This is a genomic window from Ruegeria sp. BB9, from assembly GCF_056539345.1.
The window spans coordinates 1095377-1116789 of record NZ_JBQFUU010000001.1 but is presented as its reverse complement, the minus strand read 5'-3'; the positions used below and the strand labels follow the sequence as shown (position 1 = coordinate 1116789).

Sequence of the window (21413 nt, the reverse complement as noted above, 5' to 3'; positions counted from 1 at the left end):
AAAAGACAGATGAAATTCCTGGCAACAGCCGCCACCGCGCTTGCGCTTTCCGTTACCGCAACAGCGGGCTTCGCTGCCTGCGACGATGGCGAGATCGTCGTCAAGTTCGCGCATGTGACGAACACCGACAAGCACCCCAAGGGCATCGCCGCATCGCTGCTCGAGCAGCGCGTGAATGACGAGATGAACGGCGTCATGTGCATGGAGGTCTATCCGAACTCGACCTTGTACAACGACGACAAGGTTCTCGAGGCGATGCTGCAGGGCGACGTGCAACTGGCCGCCCCGTCGCTGTCGAAGTTCGAGAAGTTCACCAAGCAGTTCCGTCTGTTCGACCTGCCGTTCATGTTCAAGAACATCGACGCGGTTGATGCGTTCCAGGCCTCGGCGGATGGCCAGGCAATGAAGGATAGCATGCAGCGCCGCGGCCTGCAGGGTCTGGCGTTCTGGCACAACGGCATGAAGCAGATGTCGGCCAACAAGCCGCTGATCGATCCTTCGGACGCCAACGGACTGAAATTCCGCGTTCAGTCTTCGGACGTGCTGGTTGCGCAGATGGAAGCCATCGGCGGCAGCCCGCAGAAAATGGCCTTCTCGGAAGTCTATGGTGCTCTGCAGCAGGGCGTTGTGGACGGTCAGGAGAACACCTGGTCGAACATCTACGGCAAGAAGTTCTTCGAAGTTCAGGATGGCATCACCGAAACCAACCACGGCATCATCGACTATCTGGTCGTGACTTCGGTCGACTGGCTGGACAGCCTGGATCCGGAAGTGCGCGAGCAGTTCTTGACGATCCTGGCCGAGGTGACCGAAGAGCGCAACAAAGAGGCGTTTGCGGTCAACGAAAAGGCCAAGCAGGCCATCATCGACGCGGGCGGAACGATCCGCGAGCTGACACCCGAGCAGCGTCAGGCCTGGGTCGACGCGATGAAGCCGGTTTGGGACAAGTTCTCCGGTGACGTCGGTCAGGACAAGATCGACGCCGCTCAGGCGATCAACGCCGGGTTCTGATCCGACACGCAGGTGTGCTCCGACGGTCGCAAGCCCGCCGGAGCACATACCAGGTGGGCCCAATCGCGCCCGCCACCTCGATAAATCAACAAAAATGGGGACAGAAAGATGTCTGGTGCGAAAACCGGCCCCGGTGGGCTGGTCGACCGAATCGAAGAAACCCTGATCGCGTTGCTTCTTGGCCTGATGACGGCCGTGACCTTTGCCAACGTGATCGCGCGTTTCGTCTTCAACTCCAACATCCTTTGGGCGCTAGAGCTGACCGTATTCACTTTCGGATGGCTGGTATTGCTGGGGGCGTCCTACGCCGTCAAGAAACACGCGCATCTGGGTGTGGATGCCATCCTGAATATGCTGCCTCCGGCACCGCGCAGGGTATTGGCACTGATCGCGGTGGGGTGCTGCCTCGTATTCTCGCTGCTGCTGCTGAAGGGGTCCTACGACTACTGGGCGGTTTTTGCCGACCTGCCTCCGACCTCTGGACGCTGGTTCCCCACGGGCTTTGATTTCGACGCTCGTAGTCAGAGCTTCTACGAGGTGGACGACATCCCCATGGTCGCGCCGCTACGGTTCCTCGAAGACCTCATCAACTATGGCGAGTACTACGAGAAGCTGCCCAAGGTCGTGCCGTATTTCGTCCTGCCGCTGTCGATGCTGCTGCTGGTGATCCGCTTTGCCCAGGCCGGGTTGCAGATCCTGCGCGGTGAGGCCGACCGTATTGTCGCAAGCCACGAGGTTGAGGACGAGATCGAAGAAGTCCGGGCCCTTCAGGGAGAACACGACTGATGGATGTAGTACTACTTTTTGCCATGGTCGTGGGCCTGCTGCTGATCGGCGTTCCGATCGCGGTCGCCCTAGGGCTGAGCTCAACCCTGTTTCTTCTGATCTACTCGGACAGCTCACTGGCTTCGGTTGCCGGGACCCTGTTCGAGGCGTTCGAGGGCCACTTTACCCTGCTGGCCATCCCGTTCTTCATCCTTGCATCGTCCTTCATGACGACCGGAGGGGTGGCACGCCGGATCATTCGGTTCTCGATCGCCTGCGTTGGTCACCTGCCTGGCGGTCTGGCAATCGCGGGCGTGTTCGCATGTATGCTGTTCGCCGCGCTGTCAGGATCGTCCCCGGCCACCGTTGTTGCGATCGGTTCGATCGTGATCGCCGGTATGCGTCAGGTCGGCTATTCCAAGGAATTCGCAGCTGGCGTCATCTGTAACGCCGGTACGCTGGGTATCCTGATCCCGCCGTCGATCGTTATGGTTGTCTACGCGGCCGCGGTCGAAGTCTCGGTCGGCAGGATGTTCCTTGCCGGTGTCATTCCGGGACTCATGGCCGGGTTCATGCTGATGGTCACAATCTATGTGATGGCCAAGGTCAAGAACCTGCCGAAAGGTGATTGGAAAGGCTGGGGCGAGATATTTGCGTCGGCACGCGAGGCCGGTTGGGGTCTGTTCCTGATCGTCATCATCCTTGGCGGCATCTATGGCGGTATCTTCACACCGACCGAAGCAGCGGCGGTCGCGGCTGTTTACGCCTTCTTCATTGCCAGCTTCGTCTACAAGGACATGGGGCCACTCAGCACCCAGGATGGTGAGCAAAACCTCTCGCTTGTGAAAAAGCCGCTGGCGCTGATCACGGCCTTTTTCCACCCCGACACCAAACATACGCTGTTTGAGGCCGGCAAGCTGACGGTCACCCTGCTTTTCGTCATCGCCAACGCGCTGATCCTCAAGCATGTTCTGACCGATGAGCAGGTGCCGCAACACATTGCCGGCGCAATGCTGTCGGCGGGTCTGGGGCCGATCACTTTCCTGATCGTGGTCAACGTAATCCTTCTGATCGGCGGTCAGTTCATGGAGCCCTCGGGCCTGCTGGTCATCGTGGCGCCGCTGGTGTTTCCGATTGCCATCGAACTGGGCATCGACCCGATCCATCTGGGCATCATCATGGTGGTGAACATGGAAATCGGGATGATCACGCCTCCGGTCGGTCTGAACCTGTTCGTTACGTCGGGCGTCGCGGGAATGCCGATGATGGCCGTCGTGCGCGCAGCACTGCCGTTCCTGGCCGTTCTGTTCGTCTTCCTGATCATGATCACGTACATCCCGTGGCTGTCGACGGTGTTGCCAAATACCTTCATGGGCCCCGAGATCATTACGAACTAGACCATTGCAATCGATCCGAACCGGGCAGCCGGTTCGGATCACTTTTGCGCGGCCGGCCGGCATCTGAAGGGCCGCCTCGCTGAATGGCCGGGCTTGAACTCACCACCGGTTCTTACCACATAGTGACCGAGGACGACCTCCCCACCATGGGTGATCATTCGGGACGACCCGAAGTTCATAGAGGTGTCCCTGATGTCCTGGATCTTTCTTCTTTTTGCCGGTTTGCTGGAAATCGTCTGGGCAGTTGCCATGAAGCAGTCTGCTGGATTCACGCGGCTTTGGCCAACCGTTGTCATGGGGGGCGCGATGCTCGGTTCGTTCGGTTTGCTGGCCCTTGCCATGCGCTCCTTGCCACTGGGAACCGCCTACGTGCTGTGGACGGGTATCGGCGCGGTCGGTGCGTTCCTGGTTGGTGTGATGTTTCTGGGCGAGGCACTGACCCCGCTGCGTGTCATCGCGGCGACGCTGATCGTGTCCGGCATGGTCGCAATGAAACTTGCGTGACCGGCCCGTTGTTGACGCAGGCACCCGCGGTGGGCAGGCTGGAACCACCCTGATCACCGCAACCAACGAGTGCCGAAACATGCTGACCGATGATGACAAGCGCCTGATGCGCGTTGCCTACCAAGAAGCCAAAGCCGGTTTCGATGAGGGCGGTTGCCCGATCGGATCTGTACTGGCTCGGAACGGCATGATCATCTCGCAGGGCCGAAACCAACGGGTTCAGAAGGGGGATCCGATCGCCCATGGCGAGATGGATGCGCTGCGCAAGGCCGGGCGGCAGAAGACGTACCGAGATACCGTTCTGTATACCACCCTGTCTCCGTGCATGATGTGCGCCGGAACGATCGTTCAGTTCGGCATCCCACGCGTGGTCATCGGTGACACGGAAAACTTCGGCGGCAACGAAGATTTCCTGCGCGATCGCGGGGTCGAGGTTGTTTTGGCCGAAGACCCCGACTGCATCGCCCTGATGCGCAGGTTCGTGACCGACCAGCCTGAGCTTTGGGCCGAGGACATCGCGGACTGAGTGTGCGTGGACCGGTCAGGCCTGTTCCAGCGCTGAAATGATGCCCGAGAAATCGCGTGCCTTCAGGCTTGCACCGCCGACCAGCGCGCCGTCCACGTTTGACACTCCGAAAATCTCCGCCGCGTTGTCCGGCTTGACCGAACCGCCATAGAGCAAACGAACCGACCGGCCGACACCTTCGCCAAATCGCCGTTCAAGTCTGGCGCGAATGAAATCGTGGACTTCTCCGATTTCTTCCAAGGTGGGAACCTTGCCGGTGCCGATGGCCCAGATCGGTTCATAAGCCACGACGAGGTTCTCTCCGGTAGCAAGATCCGGGATCGATCCGGACAACTGTCCGCCAATGATATCGAGCGTATTGGCCGCTTCGCGCTGTTCAAGGCTTTCGCCGACGCAGATGATTGCGGTCAGGCCCGCGTTCATGGCTGCCCGGGCCTTGGCGCGGATATCGTCGTCTTTCTCGCCGTGGTCTTCTCGCCGTTCCGAATGCCCGACGATTACGCTGGTCGCGCCGGCGTCTTTCAGCATCTCGGCGCTCAGATCACCCGTATGGGCGCCCGAAACTTCGGCGTGGCAATCCTGTCCGCCGATGGCGACGCCCGAGCCTTGCACGGCTTGTGCGGCCCGGTGGATCAAAGTTGCCGGAGGGCAGATCAGAATATCGACTGTCGGAGAAGGGTGCGTCGCAGTCAGCGTGTCCAACTCGGAAAGAGCAGCCCCGGTTCCGTTCATTTTCCAGTTTCCGGCTGCCAGTCTGCGTCGCATAGCGGGGTCTCCGTGATCTTTCGTGCGTTTCTATCCAGTTAGCACCCGGATCAAGGTCTGACAATTGCGCTTGGGTGGCCGCGCGCTGGCGAGTCGCGCGACGGATCGATCTGGGTGGACTCAACCAGACGGCCCCGGCGGCAGTTCACCTGCCCACAAACGTTGCAGGCTTTAGGTGACTCAGCGCTGTTCGGCCAGGTTTTCGTCGAACTTGATCGACTCGCCGCAGCCACAGGCATCGACGACATTGGGATTCTTGAACTTGAACCCGGATTCCAGCAGCGAAACCTCGTAGTCGATCTCGGTTCCGAACAGAAACATCTGAGCCATCGGAGCGATCATGACCCGCGCCCCATCCTGTTCGACCACTTCGTCATGCGGATCCGGCTGATCGACATACTCCATGGTATATTCCATACCGGCGCAGCCACCTTTCTTGACGCCAATCCGCAGACCGGCATGGCCGCCCGACGTCATCAGGCGGAGGATCTGCTCTGCAGCTTTGGGCGTCATCGTCACGGCCTGTTTGCCGGGAATGCCGAACATCGTCGTCTCCATTTTCGCGCGTTATACCTAATCTAAGGCCCCGAGGGCCCGGGCTCAAGAGAGCGCAGAGCCACAAGTTTGCTCATCGCCGGTTTTGACCGTACCGTACGGGCAGAGGGCAGGGTTTGCCGATGAGATCGAATTGACAGCAGAACAAGGTGGGTTTCGATGATGTTGCGGATTTCAAATAAGATTGGCTTTTGCCGGCAGGTTGCGTTTCTGGCTCTTCTGGTGGCCGGTAGTGCCGTTCATGCAGCGGGCGATCACAAGCGGCACCCGGTGAATTGCTCGACCGCCGAAGGTGACCTGCGCGCAATTGCGGCGGAAAAGAAACATGCCGAGGATCAGCAGGCGGAAAGTGTGGTCGCGATCACGCCGGCCGGGGCGTTGCTTGGATTGATCTCTGGAACGGAACAGAAGCGGTTGCAGATGCTGTCGGGTGACTATGTCAAGAAACTGGACGACCGCGCCGCCGAGATCAAAGCACAGTGCAACGTGAACTGAGTGTACCTCAGAGAGTAAAATAGGGCCGCTCTCGGGCAAGAACGGCCCAGTATTGCAGAGCCTCGGCAGGGGGGCGGTAGACGCTCAAACGTGGTCGCCATTGACTCCTGGGGCGATATTTGAGTTGCCGAGTTCCTGTGACGGGTCCGACTGCGAAGCCCGCGTTGTACTTGTTTCGCAGCAACGTAACGGTTCGACGACCGATCCGTGACAACTGGGTTTCAGGTTTGTGACAATTCCCACGCGCTCAGCGCGGCAGGCCCTTACATGAAGCCAAGTTCCAGCCGGGCTTCGTCGGACATCATCTCCATGCCCCAGGGTGGTTCCCAGGTCAGTTCGACATCCACCTCCTTGACCCCGGCAACGGGCTCGATGGCCTCGACGATCCAGCCGGGCATGTCACCGGCCACCGGGCAACCCGGAGCGGTCAGGGTCATGATGATCTTGACGGCGTTGTCGCTGCTGATGTCGATCGTGTAGATCAGTCCAAGGTCATAGATATTGACCGGAATTTCAGGGTCATAGACAGTCCTGCAGGCCTCGACCACGGATTCGTACAGAGGGTGCTCAACGGTCGAAGGCGCAATCAGGGGCGTGCCTTCAAGCTGTTCGCTGGGGTGGGTCATGAATGCCTCGGGTTGTTACCTGAGCAATTATATAGGGAAAGCTGAAGGCAGCGTCCAGAGGGGGGAGGGCGCCCCGCTACAGGGCGCCGCACCGGTCAGTCGTTGATGTCGTGGTCAAACGTCCTGACTTGCCCATGTGGCAGCGCGAACATGCGCCGCAGAACGAGCCATGCGATCAACGACAAGGTGGCGAAGATCAAAAGCAGGACAGGCAGGTTCGGTGCCAAGCCGGGGATGACCAGAAGGATGCCGGTGATAGCCGCCCCGATAGCGAAGCCAAGGAAGATGAAACCTGGCAAAGCCACTTCCAGAATGCCCAGCGCCAGTGCGGCTGCCAGCCATACCCACCACGTCAGCCAGAACGGATCCGCCATCATTTGCCTCCTTTGAGCATTTTGAAGGCGTCGCCAAACGCTTCGAGCGCATTTGCGGGCACGACGATCGTCTGGCTGCCTCCGCTTTTGCCCATCGCATTCAATGCCTCAACTTGCTTCAGCGCGACCTGATACTGGGCGGCTTCGATCCCGTTGTCCTGGATGGCCTTTGCGACGACGCCGGTTGCATAGGCTTCCGCGTCCGCCTGCACGCGACGTGCCTTGGCGGCTTGTTCCGCCGCATACAGCTCGGCGTCGGCCTGCAGTTCGACCGCGCGTTTCTGGCCCTCGGCTTCGGTTACCTGAGCGCGACGGGCGCGTTCGGCATTCAACTGCTGAAGCATGGCGTCGCGGGTCGCCTGGTCCAGGTTCACGTCCAGAATTTCGGCGCGGGTTACCTCGATCCCCCAGTCGTCAACCGCGGTTTCGACGCTTTCTTGAATGCGTTCAATCAGTTGCGCGCGATTTGACTGAACCTCGTCCAGGTCCATTTTGCCGATTTCGGCCCGCACGATACCAGCAACGGTCGTTGCGATGGCGCCGTCGACGTCGCGAATGCGGTAAACGGTCTTTTCCGGCTCGAGGATACGGTAGAAGACCGATGTATCGATCTGCACCAAGACGTTATCCTTGGTGATTGCGTCCTGCGTCGCATTGGGCAGCTGACGTTCCAAGATGGATATCTTGTGGCGGGCAACGTCCAGAAAAGGAACGATAAAGTTGATCCCGGGGCCCAGCACAGAGTGCAGGCGTCCAAACCGTTCGACCACATATTTCTCGGATTGTGGAACGATCTTGATACCCTTGAGGATGATGACGACGACCAAGGCCGCCCCAAGCAGGTAGATGATGTTCGATGATAGCAGTCCGATGATCTGGTCTTCGGTCATTTCTGTCCTCATTTTTTGTGTACAATGGTATACACTTGGGGATTGAAGGGCTGAATTTCAACTCAGCTATGAAATGAACCGAACAGGATATCCATGCAAGGTAATTGGGACAAAGCACGGAGATTTCGGGTTGTGGCTGCTTTGCATCCGCCGTTGATTGCGCTATCGGGGCGAAATGAAACTGATTATAGACACAGACCCCGGCATCGACGATGCCATGGCGATCGCCTACGCCGCCGCCGCTCCGGAAATTGACCTTATTGGCCTGACTACGGTCTTTGGCAATACGCATGTCCAGCAGTCCAGCCGGAACGCGCGGTTTCTGGCTCACAAGCTTGGGCTGGACATACCTGTAGCGGAGGGCGCAGCGTTTCCATGGGAAGCAGATGCACACACGCCCTCTCGGCACGTGCATGGGGATGAGGGTTTTGGCGATGTAATCGATGTGCCCGAGATCGGCGCGAACCACGACCTGAGTGCAGCCGAGTTTCTGGTCGAGATGGCCCGGCGCTACAAGAAGGACCTAACGGTGTGCGCGGTTGGGCCGCTGACCAACATTGCCAATGCGATGCGTCTGGATCCGGATTTCGCTCAGAACATCGGCCAGTTGGTCATTATGGGCGGTGCAGTCTTCTGTTCCGGCAACATCACCGATCACGCCGAGGCGAATATCTATCACGATGCGAAAGCCGCAGACGAGGTGTTCGCTCAGCCCGCTCCGACGGTTCTGGTCGGCCTGGATGTGACCTTGAAAACGCTCTATCGCGCGGCTGATTTCGGGGAACTGGCGCGACGCGCGCCTGAAATCGGTGGATTTCTGAACGATATCTCTCAGTTCTATCTGAATTTCTACCGCGATGTTGCCGGATTGGATGGCTGCGGTCTGCATGACTCGACCGCAGTCATCGCCTGTTCGCACCGTGCGATGTTCGAAATTCAAGAAACAGGTTTGAAAGTGGTAACCGAAGGGCCCGAGGTTGGGGCAACCCGGCCGGACCCGTCTCGCCCACCGCTGCAGGTGTGCTGTGACGTCGTCGGTCAGCAGGTGGTGGACCTGTTCACGCAAAGGGTTGCCAGCTTGCCCTGACGGGTTGCATTGGCCGGGCAGATCGGGCAAAGCCTGCCCGGTTCAGCGACCCGAGGCGATGACATGACCCAGCGTTTCTCATTCGAATTGAAGGCCACCGACGGCAAGGCCCGCACCGGCTTAATCCACACGCCGCGGGGCGAAGTGCGGACGCCGGCCTTCATGCCCGTTGGCACGGCCGCGACGGTCAAGGCGATGATGCCCGAAAGCGTGCGCGCCACCGGTGCCGACATCCTGCTGGGCAACACCTATCACCTGATGCTGCGGCCCACGGCCGAACGGATCGACCGCTTGGGCGGTCTGCACAAGTTCATGAACTGGGAGCGCCCGATCCTGACCGACTCGGGCGGGTTCCAGGTGATGTCGCTGGCGGGTCTGCGCAAGCTGACCGAGAAGGGCGTGACCTTCAAATCGCATATCGACGGATCGAAGCACGAGCTGACACCCGAGCGGTCGATGGAGATCCAGCGCCTGCTGGGGTCGGACATCGTGATGTGTTTCGACGAATGCCCCGCCTTGCCCGCCGATCGCGATCGGATCGCCGAGTCGATGCGCCTGTCGATGCGGTGGGCCGAACGGTCCCGCGAGGCCTTTGGCGATCGGCCCGGCCATGCGCTGTTCGGGATCATGCAGGGCGGGTTGGAGCGCGACCTGCGCGAGGAAAGCGCCGAGGCGCTGAAGGCCATCGGGTTCGAGGGATATGCCGTTGGTGGCCTCGCGGTGGGCGAGGGGCAGGAGGCCATGTTCGACTGTTTGGACTATGCGCCTGATTTCCTGCCGACCGATAAGCCGCGCTATCTGATGGGCGTGGGCAAGCCCGACGACATCGTGGGCGCCGTGGCGCGCGGGATCGACATGATGGATTGCGTGCTGCCGTCGCGCTCGGGACGGACGGGGCAGGTGTTCACCCGCCGCGGGGTCGTGAACATCAAGAACGCCCGCCACGCCGACGATCCGCGTCCGCTGGACGAACAGTGCACGTGCCCAGCCTGCTCGAATTACTCGCGCGCCTACCTGCACCATGTATTCCGGGCCAACGAAATGATTTCGGGCATGCTGCTGACCTGGCACAATCTGCATTATTTCCAAGAGATCATGCAGGGTATGCGGGACGCCATCGCCGCCGGTGCATTCGAGGTCTGGCAGGCCGAGTTCCATGCGCAGCGGGCGCTGGGTGATATCGAGCCGCTCTAACGGGCGTGTTGGGCGACCCAAGTCAAAATCAGTGGATATGTTGCCGCGATGCCTTGCAGTCGGGGAAACCTCGGGCCATTCTGATTTGTACAGGTAAGGCGACGAGGTTGAAATGGGGCGGTCCGCGCCCCACCTTTATCGTCCGAGAAAGGAGATGGCCGACGGCTGCCTGAAACAGGGGTCAGTGCCATCTTGCCAATGATAAGGATAGAGCATGCAAGAGCCTCTTAATTCCTCATACCCCGTTCTGCCGCTGCGCGACATTGTCGTGTTTCCGCACATGATCGTCCCGCTGTTCGTGGGGCGTGAAAAGTCGGTGCGCGCGCTGGAAGAGGTGATGCAGGATGACAAGCAAATTCTGCTGTCCAGTCAAGTTGACCCTTCCGTCGACGACCCGACCCAGGACGGTATCTACCGCAGCGGCGTTCTGGCAAATGTCCTGCAGCTGCTCAAGCTGCCCGATGGCACGGTCAAAGTGCTGGTCGAAGGGCAGGCACGCGTCAAGATTTCGGAGTTCATTGAGAATGAAGAGTTCTTTGAGGCCCGCGCCGAATACCTGACCGAGATCCCCGGCGACGTTACGACGACGCAGGCGCTTTTGCGCACTGTCGCCGATGAGTTCGAGCGGTACGCCAAGGTTCGCAAGAACATCCCGGAAGAAGCCCTGACTGCAGTCAGCGAGACAACCGATCCGGCGAAACTGGCCGATTTGGTTTCGGGTCACCTTGGCATCGAGGTCGAACAGAAGCAGGACCTGCTGGAAACGCTCAGCATCAGCGAGCGTCTGGAAAAGGTCTATGGCCTGATGCAGGGCGAGATGTCGGTTCTTCAGGTCGAGAAGAAGATCAAGACCCGCGTCAAGTCGCAGATGGAGAAGACCCAGCGCGAATACTATCTGAATGAGCAGATGAAGGCCATTCAGAAGGAGCTGGGCGATGGTGAGGACGGCGCGAACGAGATCGCCGAGCTGGAAGCCAAGATCGCCGAGACCAAGCTTTCGAAAGAAGCCCGCGAAAAGGCGGAAGGCGAGCTGAAAAAGCTCAAGAACATGTCGCCGATGTCGGCCGAAGCGACAGTGGTGCGCAACTATCTGGATTGGATCCTGTCGCTGCCTTGGGGCACCAAGTCTCGGGTCAAGAAAGACCTTGGCCGGGCGCAGCAGATCCTCGATGCCGATCACTATGGCCTCGAAAAGGTCAAGGAACGGATCGTCGAGTATCTGGCGGTTCAGCAGCGCTCGAAGAAGTTGAAAGGCCCGATCATGTGCCTTGTCGGCCCTCCGGGCGTGGGCAAGACCTCGCTTGGGAAGTCGGTCGCCAAGGCCACGGGGCGCGAGTTCATCCGCATCTCGTTGGGTGGGGTGCGCGATGAATCCGAGATCCGCGGTCACCGCCGGACCTATATCGGCTCGATGCCCGGCAAGATCATCCAAGCGCTGAAAAAGGCGAAAACCACGAACCCGCTGATCTTGCTCGATGAAATCGACAAGATGGGGCAGGATTTCCGTGGTGATCCGGCTTCGGCCATGCTCGAGGTGCTGGACCCGGAACAGAACAGCACGTTCATGGACCACTATCTTGAGGTCGAATACGACCTGTCCAACGTGATGTTCCTGACCACGTCCAACAGCTACAACATGCCTGGGCCGCTTCTGGACCGGATGGAGATCATTCCGCTGGCCGGCTACACCGAGGACGAAAAGCGCGAGATCGCAAAGCAGCATCTGATCTCCAAGCAGGTGAAGAACCACGGGCTGAAAGCCAAAGAGTTCGAACTGACCGATGAGGCGCTGACCGCGATCATCCGCACCTATACCCGCGAGGCCGGTGTGCGGAATCTTGAGCGCGAGATTGCCAAGGTGGCGCGTAAATCGTTGACCCGGATCATCAAGAACGAGACCGACCGGGTTGTCGTGACGGCTGAGAACCTGCACGAATTCCTGGGTGTGCCCAAGTTCCGTTACGGTTTGGCTGAACAGGATGATCAGGTCGGCGTTGTGACCGGTCTGGCCTGGACCTCGGTCGGTGGCGACCTGCTGCATATCGAGGCGTTGAAGCTGCCAGGCAAGGGTCGGATGAAGACCACAGGCAAGCTGGGCGATGTGATGAAGGAATCCATCGACGCGGCTTCGTCTTATGTGCGGTCGATTTCGCCTCAGATCGGGGTCAAACCGCCGCAGTTCGACAAGATCGACATCCACGTGCACGTGCCTGACGGCGCGACGCCCAAGGATGGACCCAGCGCCGGCCTGGCGATGGTGACTTCGATCGTGTCGGTTCTGACCGGTATCCCGGTCCGCAAGGACATCGCCATGACGGGCGAAGTTTCGCTGCGTGGCAACGCCATGCCGATCGGCGGGTTGAAGGAGAAACTGCTCGCGGCTCTGCGGGGTGGCATCAAGACGGTGCTTATTCCGGAAGAGAACGAGAAGGATTTGGCCGACATCCCCGAAAACGTGAAGGAAGGGCTGGAGATCATCCCGGTCAAGCACGTGTCCGAAGTTCTTGAGCGCGCCTTGGTGCGCAAACCTGAGCCGATCGAATGGGATGAGGCCGCCGAAGAAGCCGCAGCCGCAGCGGCCAAGGCTTCGGATAACAGCGGACCTTCAGCCACGGCGCACTGATCTGAAAACAACGAGAAGGGCGGGGAATAATCCCCGCCCTTTCTGATTCAAAGCCCGATTACAGGTTTTGATGGGTCCAGAACTTCTTCCTCGGCTATGTAGCGCTGGAATTTCTCAGGGGGCAGGGCGGACCGGACTGCGATCCAGAAAATGGTCGATGACAGCAGGGTGCACAACAAGATGTCCCACCCGAACGGGATCAGGTGCAGCGCGCCGTCTCCGAATTGACCAAGAAACGAGATCAACCCAAGTCCGGCCAGATAGGGCGCGAGCCACAAGGCCTGTTTGAGATCCATCTGTTCCAGGCGTCCCCGAAACCGCACCAAAAGCAGGAGCAGTCCGATCAGAAGGGTGATGCCCAGGCGCCAGACCGTATCCCAGCCGCTCCAGTAGACGATCAGAGTTGCAATCGCAAAGGCCAGCATTCCGACAAAACCAACCGCTGGAACGCGGATCGAGCGGGGCCTGTCTGGCAGTAGGCTGCGCAGGCATACAACGGCGATGGGGCCCACGGCGAAGGACAGGACGATCGCTGCCCCGTTCAGGGCGATCACTGTCTCAAAGGGAATGGTCAAAAGGAAAAGAGTGCCAATCACGAAGTTGAGCACCAGCGCCCAGATGGGCACGCCAAATGCCGACAGGTGTTGGATGCGCGCAGGCAGAAACCCGTTCTGCGACAGGGCCATCGCAATACGAGCGTTCGAACCGGTGGCCACGAGGGCGTTTCCGAACGGTCCGATCACCGAGCCGACGTTGAGGATGCTGATGAACCATAATATCCCGACGGACATTATGACCCCGTCCAAAGGGCCCTCTCCGGCAAAACTGAGCTTGGCCCAGCCCTGCACCAGCATCTGAGGGTCGAGCGAGCCGATGAAAGCGATCTGCAGGCCCAGATAGATCGCCGCACACATGATGATCGACAATACAAGCGCCGCCGGAATGTCGAATTTCGGGTTTCGCACCTCGCCTGCCATGTCGACCACATGCCTGAACCCGATGAACGAGAAGATTACACCACCGGTCGAAACGGCGGCCATTATTCCCTTGAGCCCATACGGTGCGAACCCCTCGGGCTGCGTGAAGTTCTCGGCATTGAAGCGTGAAAGGATCAGCGCCACGGATAGCAGGATTGGAATGGCCACTTTTGCGCTTGTTATCATTGTGTTGACCCGCGCAAAGAACTTTACGCCAAGCATGTTGATCAGGACGAAGAACACCATGAATGCCAAGGCCACAGCCTGTCCGGGCGCGGTCAGGTCACCAGATGGCGCATGCAGCCAGCGTGCATAGGGTGCGAGGTAGGACAGCATCGCCTCGACCTCGATCGGAGCGGTCGTGTTGTACCCGATCCAGGCAGTCCAACCCATCGTCATGGCGACGATATTGCCGTGTGAAAACTGCGGAACCCGAGCGATCCCTCCGGGGATCGGCAACATGGCAGAGATTTCGGCGAATGTGATGGCCAGAATGAACATTGCGACGGCCCCGATGACCCAGGACAAAACGGCCGCGGGGCCTGCGTGCTGAACGGCCAGAAGCGGCCCGAACAGCCAGCCTGAGCCAATGATTCCTCCGACAGATATGAATGTCAGACCCACCAGGCCGATGTCGCGCTTTAGTTCGGCCATGCATGTCCCTGATTGCCATGCCGGTGCTGCACCGGCCCGAACTCAAGGATAGACGCCGAGTCTCATCCGTATCAAGCGTTGAAAAAGAGAGGGAATGGTGGGTGATAAGAGATTTGAACTCCTGACATCTTCGATGTGAACGAAGCGCTCTACCACTGAGCTAATCACCCGTAGGGCGGCGTATTACAGTGCTTTCTATCCGGCTGCAAGAGGGGAGGCATGCGGTTTTTTTCCATATCCGGACAAGACCGTTTGGGTCCTGTGACTGGGCTTTTTCCCTGTCCGATAGTTTTGAGCGTCTAACAAGTGGCGCAGCCCAAATGCGGTTAATGCAGCGAGCCAGCTGCGCCAGATTGAAACCGAAACAAATGAAGCCTTGGTATGAACCAGACACTGATCGCTGAATTCGTCCCGGAACTAGGAAACGACTGCAACGTGGACGGCTATGAAAGCCAAGCGATTTGTGTCGAGGGGGATTTTGCAGGGCAATTGTTAGCAGTAGAATCTGCCGTCTGACTATTCGTTGGCAAGTTCGCCGTTTTGTTGCGGCTCGGCGATGGCAACCAAGGGTTAGGGTGTCTCCGCGCCGGCGCTATCCCAAAGGAGCATGCCAAACGCGCTCGGGAACAAATTTTCCGGTTCGTGCAAAAAACTTGAAAACGCCGCTTGACGATGCCCGGGCGTAGCCATAATACACCCCAACGTTCAGCAATGAACGGGCAGCGGGCGGTTGTAGCTCAGTTGGTTAGAGTACCGGCCTGTCACGCCGGGGGTCGCGGGTTCGAGCCCCGTCAACCGCGCCATCGCTGCCAGCCTTTGATCCAGGCAAACGGATCGACATAGACCCTAATGCGCGGTTGTAGCTCAGTTGGTTAGAGTACCGGCCTGTCACGCCGGGGGTCGCGGGTTCGAGCCCCGTCAACCGCGCCACTTCTCCTCAAAAGTCGTTGCGTTCCCTGTGGACACAGTTTTGCTTTTCTGGACAATCGGTCCCGGCAGGTAGCACGCAGTCGGGGTTTTCGATGGTCAGCTTGAACCGCGTCGTCATGGTTCGTCAAAGCAAGAAATGGATAGGGAGTCTGGGGCCCGAGGCGCTGGATTGCGCCGAAATTTCGGGAAAATGGGGAACGCAGTTCGGGTTTCGCAGCCATACCCAGATCTGGCATCGTCAGCACGATAACTGCAAAGGCCCGCTGATGGATGAGCGTGCTGAGGTTCGACAATTCGATCTGATCTTGGCCAACCAGGTCTGGGAACATCTTGACCGGCCCTATGAAGCCACTCTGAACGTGCTCGAAATGCTGCGGCCGGGAGGGTGGTTTTGGTTGGCCGTGCCGTTCTTCATCCCATTCCATGCCGCACCGCACGACTGTTCGCGCTGGTCAGCGCGGGGATTGCGCAACCTGCTGACCGAATGTGGCTTTGATCCGGAAAGTATTCAGGCCGCACAATGGGGCAACCGTCAGGCGGCTTTGCGCAACCTCGAACCGGTCTGGCCGCCCGTCTATGACCCTGAAACCGACAGTCTGGAAAACGACCCGGATTTTCCGATCTGTGCCTGGGCCATGGCGCGAAAGCCCGAAGACGGGTGACCCAAGCGGAGAAAATCTGCTCGTTCACACTTTGTTCTAACTTTTCGGTTGGAGACTCAGCGTCGCTCGCCTATCTCTAGGACACTTGTGTGTTGGGGGCCTGGATGGCTGAGCTGAAGAATATCGAGGTGCGCGGCGCGCGCGAGCACAACCTGAAAAACATCGACGTGGACATTCCGCGCGATCAGCTGGTTGTCGTCACGGGCCTGTCCGGATCGGGCAAGTCGTCCTTGGCGTTCGACACGATCTATGCCGAGGGCCAGCGCCGCTATGTCGAAAGCCTGTCAGCCTATGCGCGCCAGTTTCTGGACATGATGGAAAAGCCCGATGTGGATCACATCAGCGGCCTGTCCCCAGCGATCTCGATCGAGCAGAAGACCACGTCGAAGAACCCGCGGTCGACCGTGGGAACGGTGACCGAGATCTATGATTATCTGCGCCTGCTGTTCGCGCGCGCAGGCACGCCCTACAGCCCTGCCACCGGTTTGCCGATCGAAGCCCAGCAGGTGCAGGACATGGTCGACCGGATCATTGCGATGGAGGAGGGCACCCGAGGCTATCTGCTGGCGCCCATCGTTCGTGACCGCAAGGGTGAATACAAGAAAGAGTTTCTGGAACTGCGCAAGCAGGGGTTCCAGCGCGTCAAGGTCGATGGCCAGTTCTACGAACTGGACGAGCCGCCGACGCTGGACAAGAAGTTCCGCCATGACATCGACGTGGTCGTTGACAGGATCGTCGTGCGCGAGGGGATGGAGACCCGCCTGGCCGACAGCCTGCGCACCGCGCTGGACCTGGCCGATGGCATCGCGATACTGGAGACCGCCCCGCGCGAGGGCGAGCCCGAGCGCATCACGTTCTCCGAGAACTTTGCCTGTCCGGTCAGTGGGTTCACCATCCCCGAGATCGAACCGCGCCTGTTTTCGTTCAACGCGCCTTTTGGGGCTTGCCCGGATTGCGACGGGCTGGGGGTCGAGCTGTTTTTCGACGAACGGCTTGTGGTGCCCGATCAAACGCTGAAACTGTATGACGGTGCGCTGGCCCCGTGGCGCAAGGGTAAGTCGCCCTATTTCCTGCAGACGATCGAGGCGATCGCGCGCCACTATGAGTTCGACAAGAACACGCCGTGGAAGGACCTTCCGGCGCATGTGCAGCAGGTGTTTCTGCATGGCTCGGGCGATGATGAAATCCAGTTCCGCTATGACGAAGGCGGACGGGTCTATCAGGTGACCCGCAGCTTTGAAGGCGTGATCCCGAACATGGAGCGCCGCTATCGCGAAACCGACAGCGCGTGGATCCGCGAGGAATTCGAGCGGTATCAGAACAACCGTCCCTGCCACACCTGCGAGGGTTATCGACTGCGACCCGAGGCGTTGGCCGTCAAGATCGCAGGGCTGCATGTTGGCCAGGTGGTCGAGATGTCGATCAAAGAGGCTCTGGCCTGGGTAGAGGACGCGCCGAACCACCTGAGCGCCCAGAAGAACGAGATCGCCCGCGCGATTCTCAAAGAGATCCGCGAGCGGCTGGGATTTCTGAATAACGTAGGTTTGGAGTACCTTACGCTATCTCGTTCAAGTGGCACCCTGTCAGGTGGCGAAAGCCAACGCATCCGGCTGGCCAGCCAGATCGGCTCGGGCCTGACCGGGGTGCTTTACGTGCTGGACGAACCCTCGATCGGGCTGCATCAGCGCGACAATGACCGCCTTTTGGGTACGTTGAAGAACCTGCGCGATCAGGGCAATACCATGATCGTCGTCGAACACGACGAGGAAGCCATCCGCGAGGCCGACTATGTGTTCGACATCGGCCCCGGTGCCGGCGTGCATGGCGGGCAGGTGGTCAGTCACGGCACACCCGAGCAGATCGCGGCCGATGCGGCCTCGATCACGGGGCAGTATCTGTCGGGGGCGCGGGAAATTCCGGTGCCCGCAGAGCGGCGCAAGGGGAACAAGAAAAAGGTAACGGTTGCAAAGGCTTCGGGCAACAACCTCAAAGACGTGACGGCCGAGTTTCCGCTGGGCAAGTTCGTCTGCGTGACCGGAGTGTCCGGCGGCGGCAAGTCGACCTTGACGATCGAGACGCTGTTCAAGACCGCCTCGATGCGTCTGAACGGCGCGCGTCAGACGCCTGCGCCCTGCGAAACGATCAAAGGGCTCGAACATCTGGACAAGGTGATCGACATCGACCAGCGGCCCATCGGGCGCACGCCACGGTCGAACCCGGCCACCTATACCGGCGCCTTCACCCCGATCCGCGACTGGTTCGCAGGGCTGCCCGAAGCGAAGGCGCGGGGCTACAAGCCCGGGCGGTTCAGCTTCAACGTCAAGGGCGGGCGCTGCGAGGCCTGCCAGGGCGACGGGGTCATCAAGATTGAGATGCATTTCTTGCCCGACGTCTATGTTACTTGCGAGACCTGCAAGGGTGCGCGCTACAACCGCGAGACGCTCGAGATCAAGTTCAAGGGAAAGTCCATCGCCGACGTTCTGGACATGACGGTTGAGGACGCGCAGGAGTTCTTCAAGGCCGTACCTTCGATCCGCGACAAGATGGATGCGCTGGCTCGGGTCGGGCTAGGCTACATCAAGGTCGGCCAGCAGGCTACGACTCTGTCGGGCGGCGAGGCGCAGCGGGTCAAGCTGTCGAAAGAGCTGGCAAAACGTTCGACGGGCCGGACCTTGTACATTCTGGACGAACCCACAACCGGCCTGCATTTTGAAGACGTGCGCAAGCTGTTGGAAGTGCTGCATGAACTGGTCGATCAGGGCAATACTGTCGTCGTGATCGAGCACAATCTGGACGTGGTGAAAACCGCCGACTGGATCATCGACATCGGCCCCGAGGGTGGCGATGGCGGCGGCGAGATCGTGGCCGTGGGCACCCCGGAAGAGGTCGCCGAATGTGAGCGCAGCCACACCGGGCGATACCTCAAGCCGATGCTGAACCCCGAACGCGTGGCGGCCGAGTAGGCTGCCTGCGCGTCAGTACAGAATATCGGCCACCGCGCCGATCAGGTTCAGCACTTTGCGCGTATCGGGGTCAATGCTGTAAACGTAGTCGCCCGCGCGAACGTAGTTGCCGCCGCGTTTCAGACCATAGCGGTACGGATCGTCGATCCAGACATAGTCGCGATCAATCCGGTCGCCGACCTTGTACCAGTTCTTGACCTGGCCGGGCGGGACGCAGGGCACGGCCTTCTTGGCCAACCCGGGCGGGCAGTTGGCAACGGATTTTGCGCCTTTCTGCGGGGCCACGCGCTCGACCGAGAACGTGTCCTTGTTCTTTCCCTTGCCTTTGCCGTTGTCAGCCAGCGTCGAAACCGGGGTCAGTGACAGGCCGGCAAGCAGTGCAATATTCAACAGTGTCTTCATGGGCGGTTCCCCTCGGTTCGTCGCGCCGTCATGCCGCTTTTCCCAGTATTTTGGAATGCCCGCCAGAAGTGCAAGCCCTGGGCGGCGAAATGCCGCCCAAGCTCAGCTGCGGCCGCGCTTTTCGAACCGGGGCAGCATGGCCGAGAAATCCATGCCCTTGCCGTCTTCGGATTCGACGAACTGTTCGTACAGTGCAGTGGCGATCTGGCCCATCGGCGTGTCCGCATCGGCGCTTTCGGCGGCCTGCTGGCTGAGCCGCAGATCCTTGAGCATCAGCTCGGCAGCGAAACCGGGCTTGTAGCCGTTGTCGGCAGGTGACTGCGGCCCGACACCGGGGGCGGGGCAATAGGCATTCATGCTCCAGCTGTAGCCAGACGAAGTGCTGACCACGTCGAACATCTTCTGCCGGTCCAGGCCCAGCTTGTCGGCCAAGGCAAAGGCCTCGCAAGTGGCGATCATGGTGACGCCCAAGATCATGTTGTTGCAGATCTTGGCGGCCTGACCGGCGCCCGCCGCGCCGCAATGCACCGCCTTCTGGCCCATGATCTCGAACAGCGGGGCCGCCTTGGCAAAGGCCGCGTCCGAGCCACCGGCCATGAAGGTCAGCGTGCCTGCGGCCGCGCCACCGATTCCGCCCGAAACGGGCGCGTCCACGGCCAGAAGCCCGGCCTGTTCGGCCTGGTTCGCCACGGCGCGGGCGCTGTCCACATCGACGGTCGAGCAGTCGATGAACACCGCGCCTTTCTCCATGTGCGGAATGATCTGATCGGCCACCGCGCGCAGGATGTCGCCATTGGGCAGCATGGTGATGACCGCCTCGGCCCCGCGGACAGCATCAATGGCCGTTTCAGCCTTGGTCACGCCCTCGACCGACACGCCCGCGGTGTCGAATCCGGTCACGTCGTGACCGGCCTTGGCCAGATTGGCCGCCATCGGCGCGCCCATGTTGCCCAGGCCAATGAATCCGATCTTCATGTTTCACTCCTCCTCGAATGTCAGCGTGTCCGCGCCCAGCGGCATCAGCATCCGTGATACCGCCGCGGCCGGTACGTTCATGTCCGCAAACTGCCATTCCGGGTTGCGGTCCTTGTCGATGATCTGCGCCCGGATACCTTCGAGAAAGTCGCCATGCTCCATCGACCGGAAGGTAAAGCGGTATTCCAGCTCCAGCGCCTTGCGCATGGTCAGGGCGGGGCCGCGCAGGCGGTGCAGCATCTCAATCGAGCAGGCCATGGACAGCGGCGAATTGCGGCCCATCGCCTCGAGCGCGCCGCGCGTGAATTCGGTGTCGCCATTGCGCAGGTCGGTCAGTACGTCGCCCAGGGTTTCACCACCGAAGAAACGGTCGATGTCGTCCTGCGGCAAGGTGCGGTCCGGGGCAGGGGCGGCGTGTTCGGCCAGCAGGTCGGCCTGGCCCGAGGCCTCGAGCATCTCGATCATGTCGGGCCATTGCTTCTGCGGGATGAAGTGGTCTGCGAACCCGGCATAGATCGCGTCGCCCGGACCCATGCGCGCGCCGGTGACGCCCAGATATTCGCCCAGCCGCCCCGGCGCCAGCGCCAGCAGCAGCGACCCACCCACATCCGGCACCAGCCCGATCGAGCATTCGGGCATCGCGATCTTCGAGCTTTCGCCGACGATCCGGTGTGTCCCATGGCAGCCGATGCCTACGCCGCCGCCCATCGTAAAGCCCTGCAGGAAGCTGACCACCGGCTTGGGATACTCGAAGATCATCGCGTTCAGGCGGTATTCATCCCGCCAGAACTTCTGCCCATAGGCATAGTCGCCCTTGGTGCCCGTTGTGTACAACTCGGCGATGTCTCCGCCCGCGCAAAAGGCCTTTTCGCCCTCGGCATCAAGGATGACCAGATCGACCTCGTCATCCTCGCGCCAATTGCGCAGGGCGGTGTCGATGGCCATGCACATCTCATAGCTCAGCGCATTCAGGGCCTTGGGCCGGGTCAGGGTGATCCGGCCGGCGCGGCCCGTGGTGCGGATGTCGATATCGGACAT

21 protein-coding genes and 3 tRNA genes are annotated in these 21413 nt (G+C 60.1%); 14 read left to right on the top strand and 10 right to left on the bottom strand.

The features are described from left to right. Positions 1 to 9 precede the first annotated feature (9 nt). The 5 genes from ACR0FC_RS05630 (at position 10) to ACR0FC_RS05610 (ending at position 4203) form a co-directional block, all read left to right on the top strand. A complete protein-coding gene (locus tag ACR0FC_RS05630; RefSeq protein WP_170338828.1) occupies positions 10 to 1011 on the top strand; it encodes a DctP family TRAP transporter solute-binding subunit in 1002 nt (333 codons plus the stop codon). Between the two features lie 108 nt (positions 1012 to 1119). Continuing rightward, positions 1120 to 1797: a TRAP transporter small permease gene (locus tag ACR0FC_RS05625; RefSeq protein WP_170338826.1), complete on the top strand. Its 678-nt coding sequence runs from the start codon at positions 1120 to 1122 to the stop codon at positions 1795 to 1797. Then, positions 1797 to 3173 carry a TRAP transporter large permease gene (locus ACR0FC_RS05620; RefSeq protein ID WP_170338824.1) on the top strand — a complete coding sequence of 459 codons (1377 nt, stop codon included), beginning with the start codon at positions 1797 to 1799 and terminating at the stop codon, positions 3171 to 3173. Before ACR0FC_RS05625 ends, ACR0FC_RS05620 begins: the two co-directional genes overlap by 1 nt. Before the next feature lie 192 nt (positions 3174 to 3365). After that, a complete protein-coding gene (locus ACR0FC_RS05615) occupies positions 3366 to 3677 on the top strand; it encodes a DMT family transporter (RefSeq protein ID WP_170338823.1) in 312 nt (103 codons plus the stop codon). A 79-nt stretch (positions 3678 to 3756) separates the two neighbouring features. Then, on the top strand, positions 3757 to 4203 hold the full coding sequence (locus ACR0FC_RS05610; protein ID WP_170338821.1) for a nucleoside deaminase: 447 nt from the start codon (positions 3757 to 3759) through the stop codon (positions 4201 to 4203). 15 nt (positions 4204 to 4218) lie between these two features. Here ACR0FC_RS05610 and tpiA read toward each other — a convergent pair whose 3' ends face one another. Together tpiA and ACR0FC_RS05600 are read right to left on the bottom strand one after the other, a co-directional pair. Then, on the bottom strand, positions 4219 to 4968 hold the full coding sequence (gene tpiA, locus ACR0FC_RS05605) for a triose-phosphate isomerase (protein ID WP_170338818.1): 750 nt from the start codon (positions 4966 to 4968) through the stop codon (positions 4219 to 4221). Between the two features lie 180 nt (positions 4969 to 5148). Next, on the bottom strand, positions 5149 to 5514 hold the full coding sequence (locus tag ACR0FC_RS05600; protein WP_170338817.1) for a HesB/IscA family protein: 366 nt from the start codon (positions 5512 to 5514) through the stop codon (positions 5149 to 5151). Between the two features lie 168 nt (positions 5515 to 5682). Between ACR0FC_RS05600 and ACR0FC_RS05595 the strand changes: the two genes are divergently transcribed. After that, positions 5683 to 6018, top strand: a complete 336-nt coding sequence (locus ACR0FC_RS05595) for a hypothetical protein (protein WP_480656800.1) — start codon at positions 5683 to 5685, stop codon at positions 6016 to 6018. Positions 6019 to 6281: 263 nt separating this feature from the next. Here the strand turns inward: ACR0FC_RS05595 and ACR0FC_RS05590 are convergent, their stop codons facing one another. The 3 genes from ACR0FC_RS05590 to ACR0FC_RS05580 form a co-directional block, all read right to left on the bottom strand. Continuing rightward, positions 6282 to 6644 (bottom strand): SUF system Fe-S cluster assembly protein, encoded by a 363-nt coding sequence (locus tag ACR0FC_RS05590; RefSeq protein ID WP_093961939.1) that lies wholly within the window; start codon positions 6642 to 6644, stop codon positions 6282 to 6284. Between the two features lie 95 nt (positions 6645 to 6739). Continuing rightward, positions 6740 to 7018, bottom strand: coding sequence for an NfeD family protein (locus ACR0FC_RS05585; protein WP_093962948.1), 279 nt, complete (start codon positions 7016 to 7018; stop codon positions 6740 to 6742). Beyond that, complete coding sequence (locus ACR0FC_RS05580) at positions 7018 to 7908, bottom strand: SPFH domain-containing protein (protein ID WP_170338815.1); 891 nt, start codon at positions 7906 to 7908, stop codon at positions 7018 to 7020. The genes ACR0FC_RS05585 and ACR0FC_RS05580 overlap by 1 nt, the downstream gene beginning before the upstream one ends. A gap of 175 nt (positions 7909 to 8083) precedes the next feature. On the opposite strand from ACR0FC_RS05580, the gene ACR0FC_RS05575 reads away from it, so the two are divergent. The 3 genes from ACR0FC_RS05575 (at position 8084) to lon (ending at position 12812) form a co-directional block, all read left to right on the top strand. Further along, the gene (locus ACR0FC_RS05575; protein WP_170338814.1) at positions 8084 to 8995 is read left to right on the top strand and encodes a nucleoside hydrolase; all 912 of its coding nucleotides are present in this window, start codon (positions 8084 to 8086) and stop codon (positions 8993 to 8995) included. Between the two features lie 63 nt (positions 8996 to 9058). Next, the gene (gene tgt / locus ACR0FC_RS05570; RefSeq protein ID WP_170338812.1) at positions 9059 to 10189 is read left to right on the top strand and encodes a tRNA guanosine(34) transglycosylase Tgt; all 1131 of its coding nucleotides are present in this window, start codon (positions 9059 to 9061) and stop codon (positions 10187 to 10189) included. Positions 10190 to 10403: 214 nt separating this feature from the next. Then, positions 10404 to 12812: an endopeptidase La gene (gene lon / locus ACR0FC_RS05565; RefSeq protein WP_170338810.1), complete on the top strand. Its 2409-nt coding sequence runs from the start codon at positions 10404 to 10406 to the stop codon at positions 12810 to 12812. Positions 12813 to 12859: 47 nt separating this feature from the next. Here lon and ACR0FC_RS05560 read toward each other — a convergent pair whose 3' ends face one another. Then, a complete protein-coding gene (locus ACR0FC_RS05560) occupies positions 12860 to 14443 on the bottom strand; it encodes an APC family permease (RefSeq protein WP_170338808.1) in 1584 nt (527 codons plus the stop codon). Between the two features lie 95 nt (positions 14444 to 14538). Next, positions 14539 to 14613: transfer RNA gene (locus ACR0FC_RS05555), tRNA-Val, on the bottom strand. A 211-nt stretch (positions 14614 to 14824) separates the two neighbouring features. Between ACR0FC_RS05555 and ACR0FC_RS05550 the strand changes: the two genes are divergently transcribed. The 5 genes from ACR0FC_RS05550 (at position 14825) to uvrA (ending at position 18998) form a co-directional block, all read left to right on the top strand. Further along, on the top strand, positions 14825 to 14959 hold the full coding sequence (locus tag ACR0FC_RS05550) for a hypothetical protein (protein WP_260065949.1): 135 nt from the start codon (positions 14825 to 14827) through the stop codon (positions 14957 to 14959). 210 nt (positions 14960 to 15169) lie between these two features. Then, positions 15170 to 15246: transfer RNA gene (locus ACR0FC_RS05545), tRNA-Asp, on the top strand. Positions 15247 to 15296: 50 nt separating this feature from the next. Then, positions 15297 to 15373, top strand: a tRNA-Asp gene (locus tag ACR0FC_RS05540). Positions 15374 to 15465: 92 nt separating this feature from the next. After that, positions 15466 to 16035 (top strand): methyltransferase domain-containing protein, encoded by a 570-nt coding sequence (locus tag ACR0FC_RS05535; protein ID WP_170338806.1) that lies wholly within the window; start codon positions 15466 to 15468, stop codon positions 16033 to 16035. A 104-nt stretch (positions 16036 to 16139) separates the two neighbouring features. Continuing rightward, on the top strand, positions 16140 to 18998 hold the full coding sequence (uvrA, locus tag ACR0FC_RS05530; protein ID WP_170338805.1) for an excinuclease ABC subunit UvrA: 2859 nt from the start codon (positions 16140 to 16142) through the stop codon (positions 18996 to 18998). Positions 18999 to 19010: 12 nt separating this feature from the next. On the opposite strand, the gene ACR0FC_RS05525 is transcribed toward uvrA, so the two are convergent. From ACR0FC_RS05525 to ACR0FC_RS05515, 3 genes are all read right to left on the bottom strand, one after another. Next, a complete protein-coding gene (locus tag ACR0FC_RS05525) occupies positions 19011 to 19400 on the bottom strand; it encodes a hypothetical protein (protein ID WP_170338803.1) in 390 nt (129 codons plus the stop codon). A 102-nt stretch (positions 19401 to 19502) separates the two neighbouring features. Then, the gene (gene mmsB, locus ACR0FC_RS05520) at positions 19503 to 20375 is read right to left on the bottom strand and encodes a 3-hydroxyisobutyrate dehydrogenase (RefSeq protein WP_170338801.1); all 873 of its coding nucleotides are present in this window, start codon (positions 20373 to 20375) and stop codon (positions 19503 to 19505) included. A gap of 3 nt (positions 20376 to 20378) precedes the next feature. Further along, positions 20379 to 21413: an enoyl-CoA hydratase/isomerase family protein gene (locus ACR0FC_RS05515; RefSeq protein WP_170338799.1), complete on the bottom strand. Its 1035-nt coding sequence runs from the start codon at positions 21411 to 21413 to the stop codon at positions 20379 to 20381.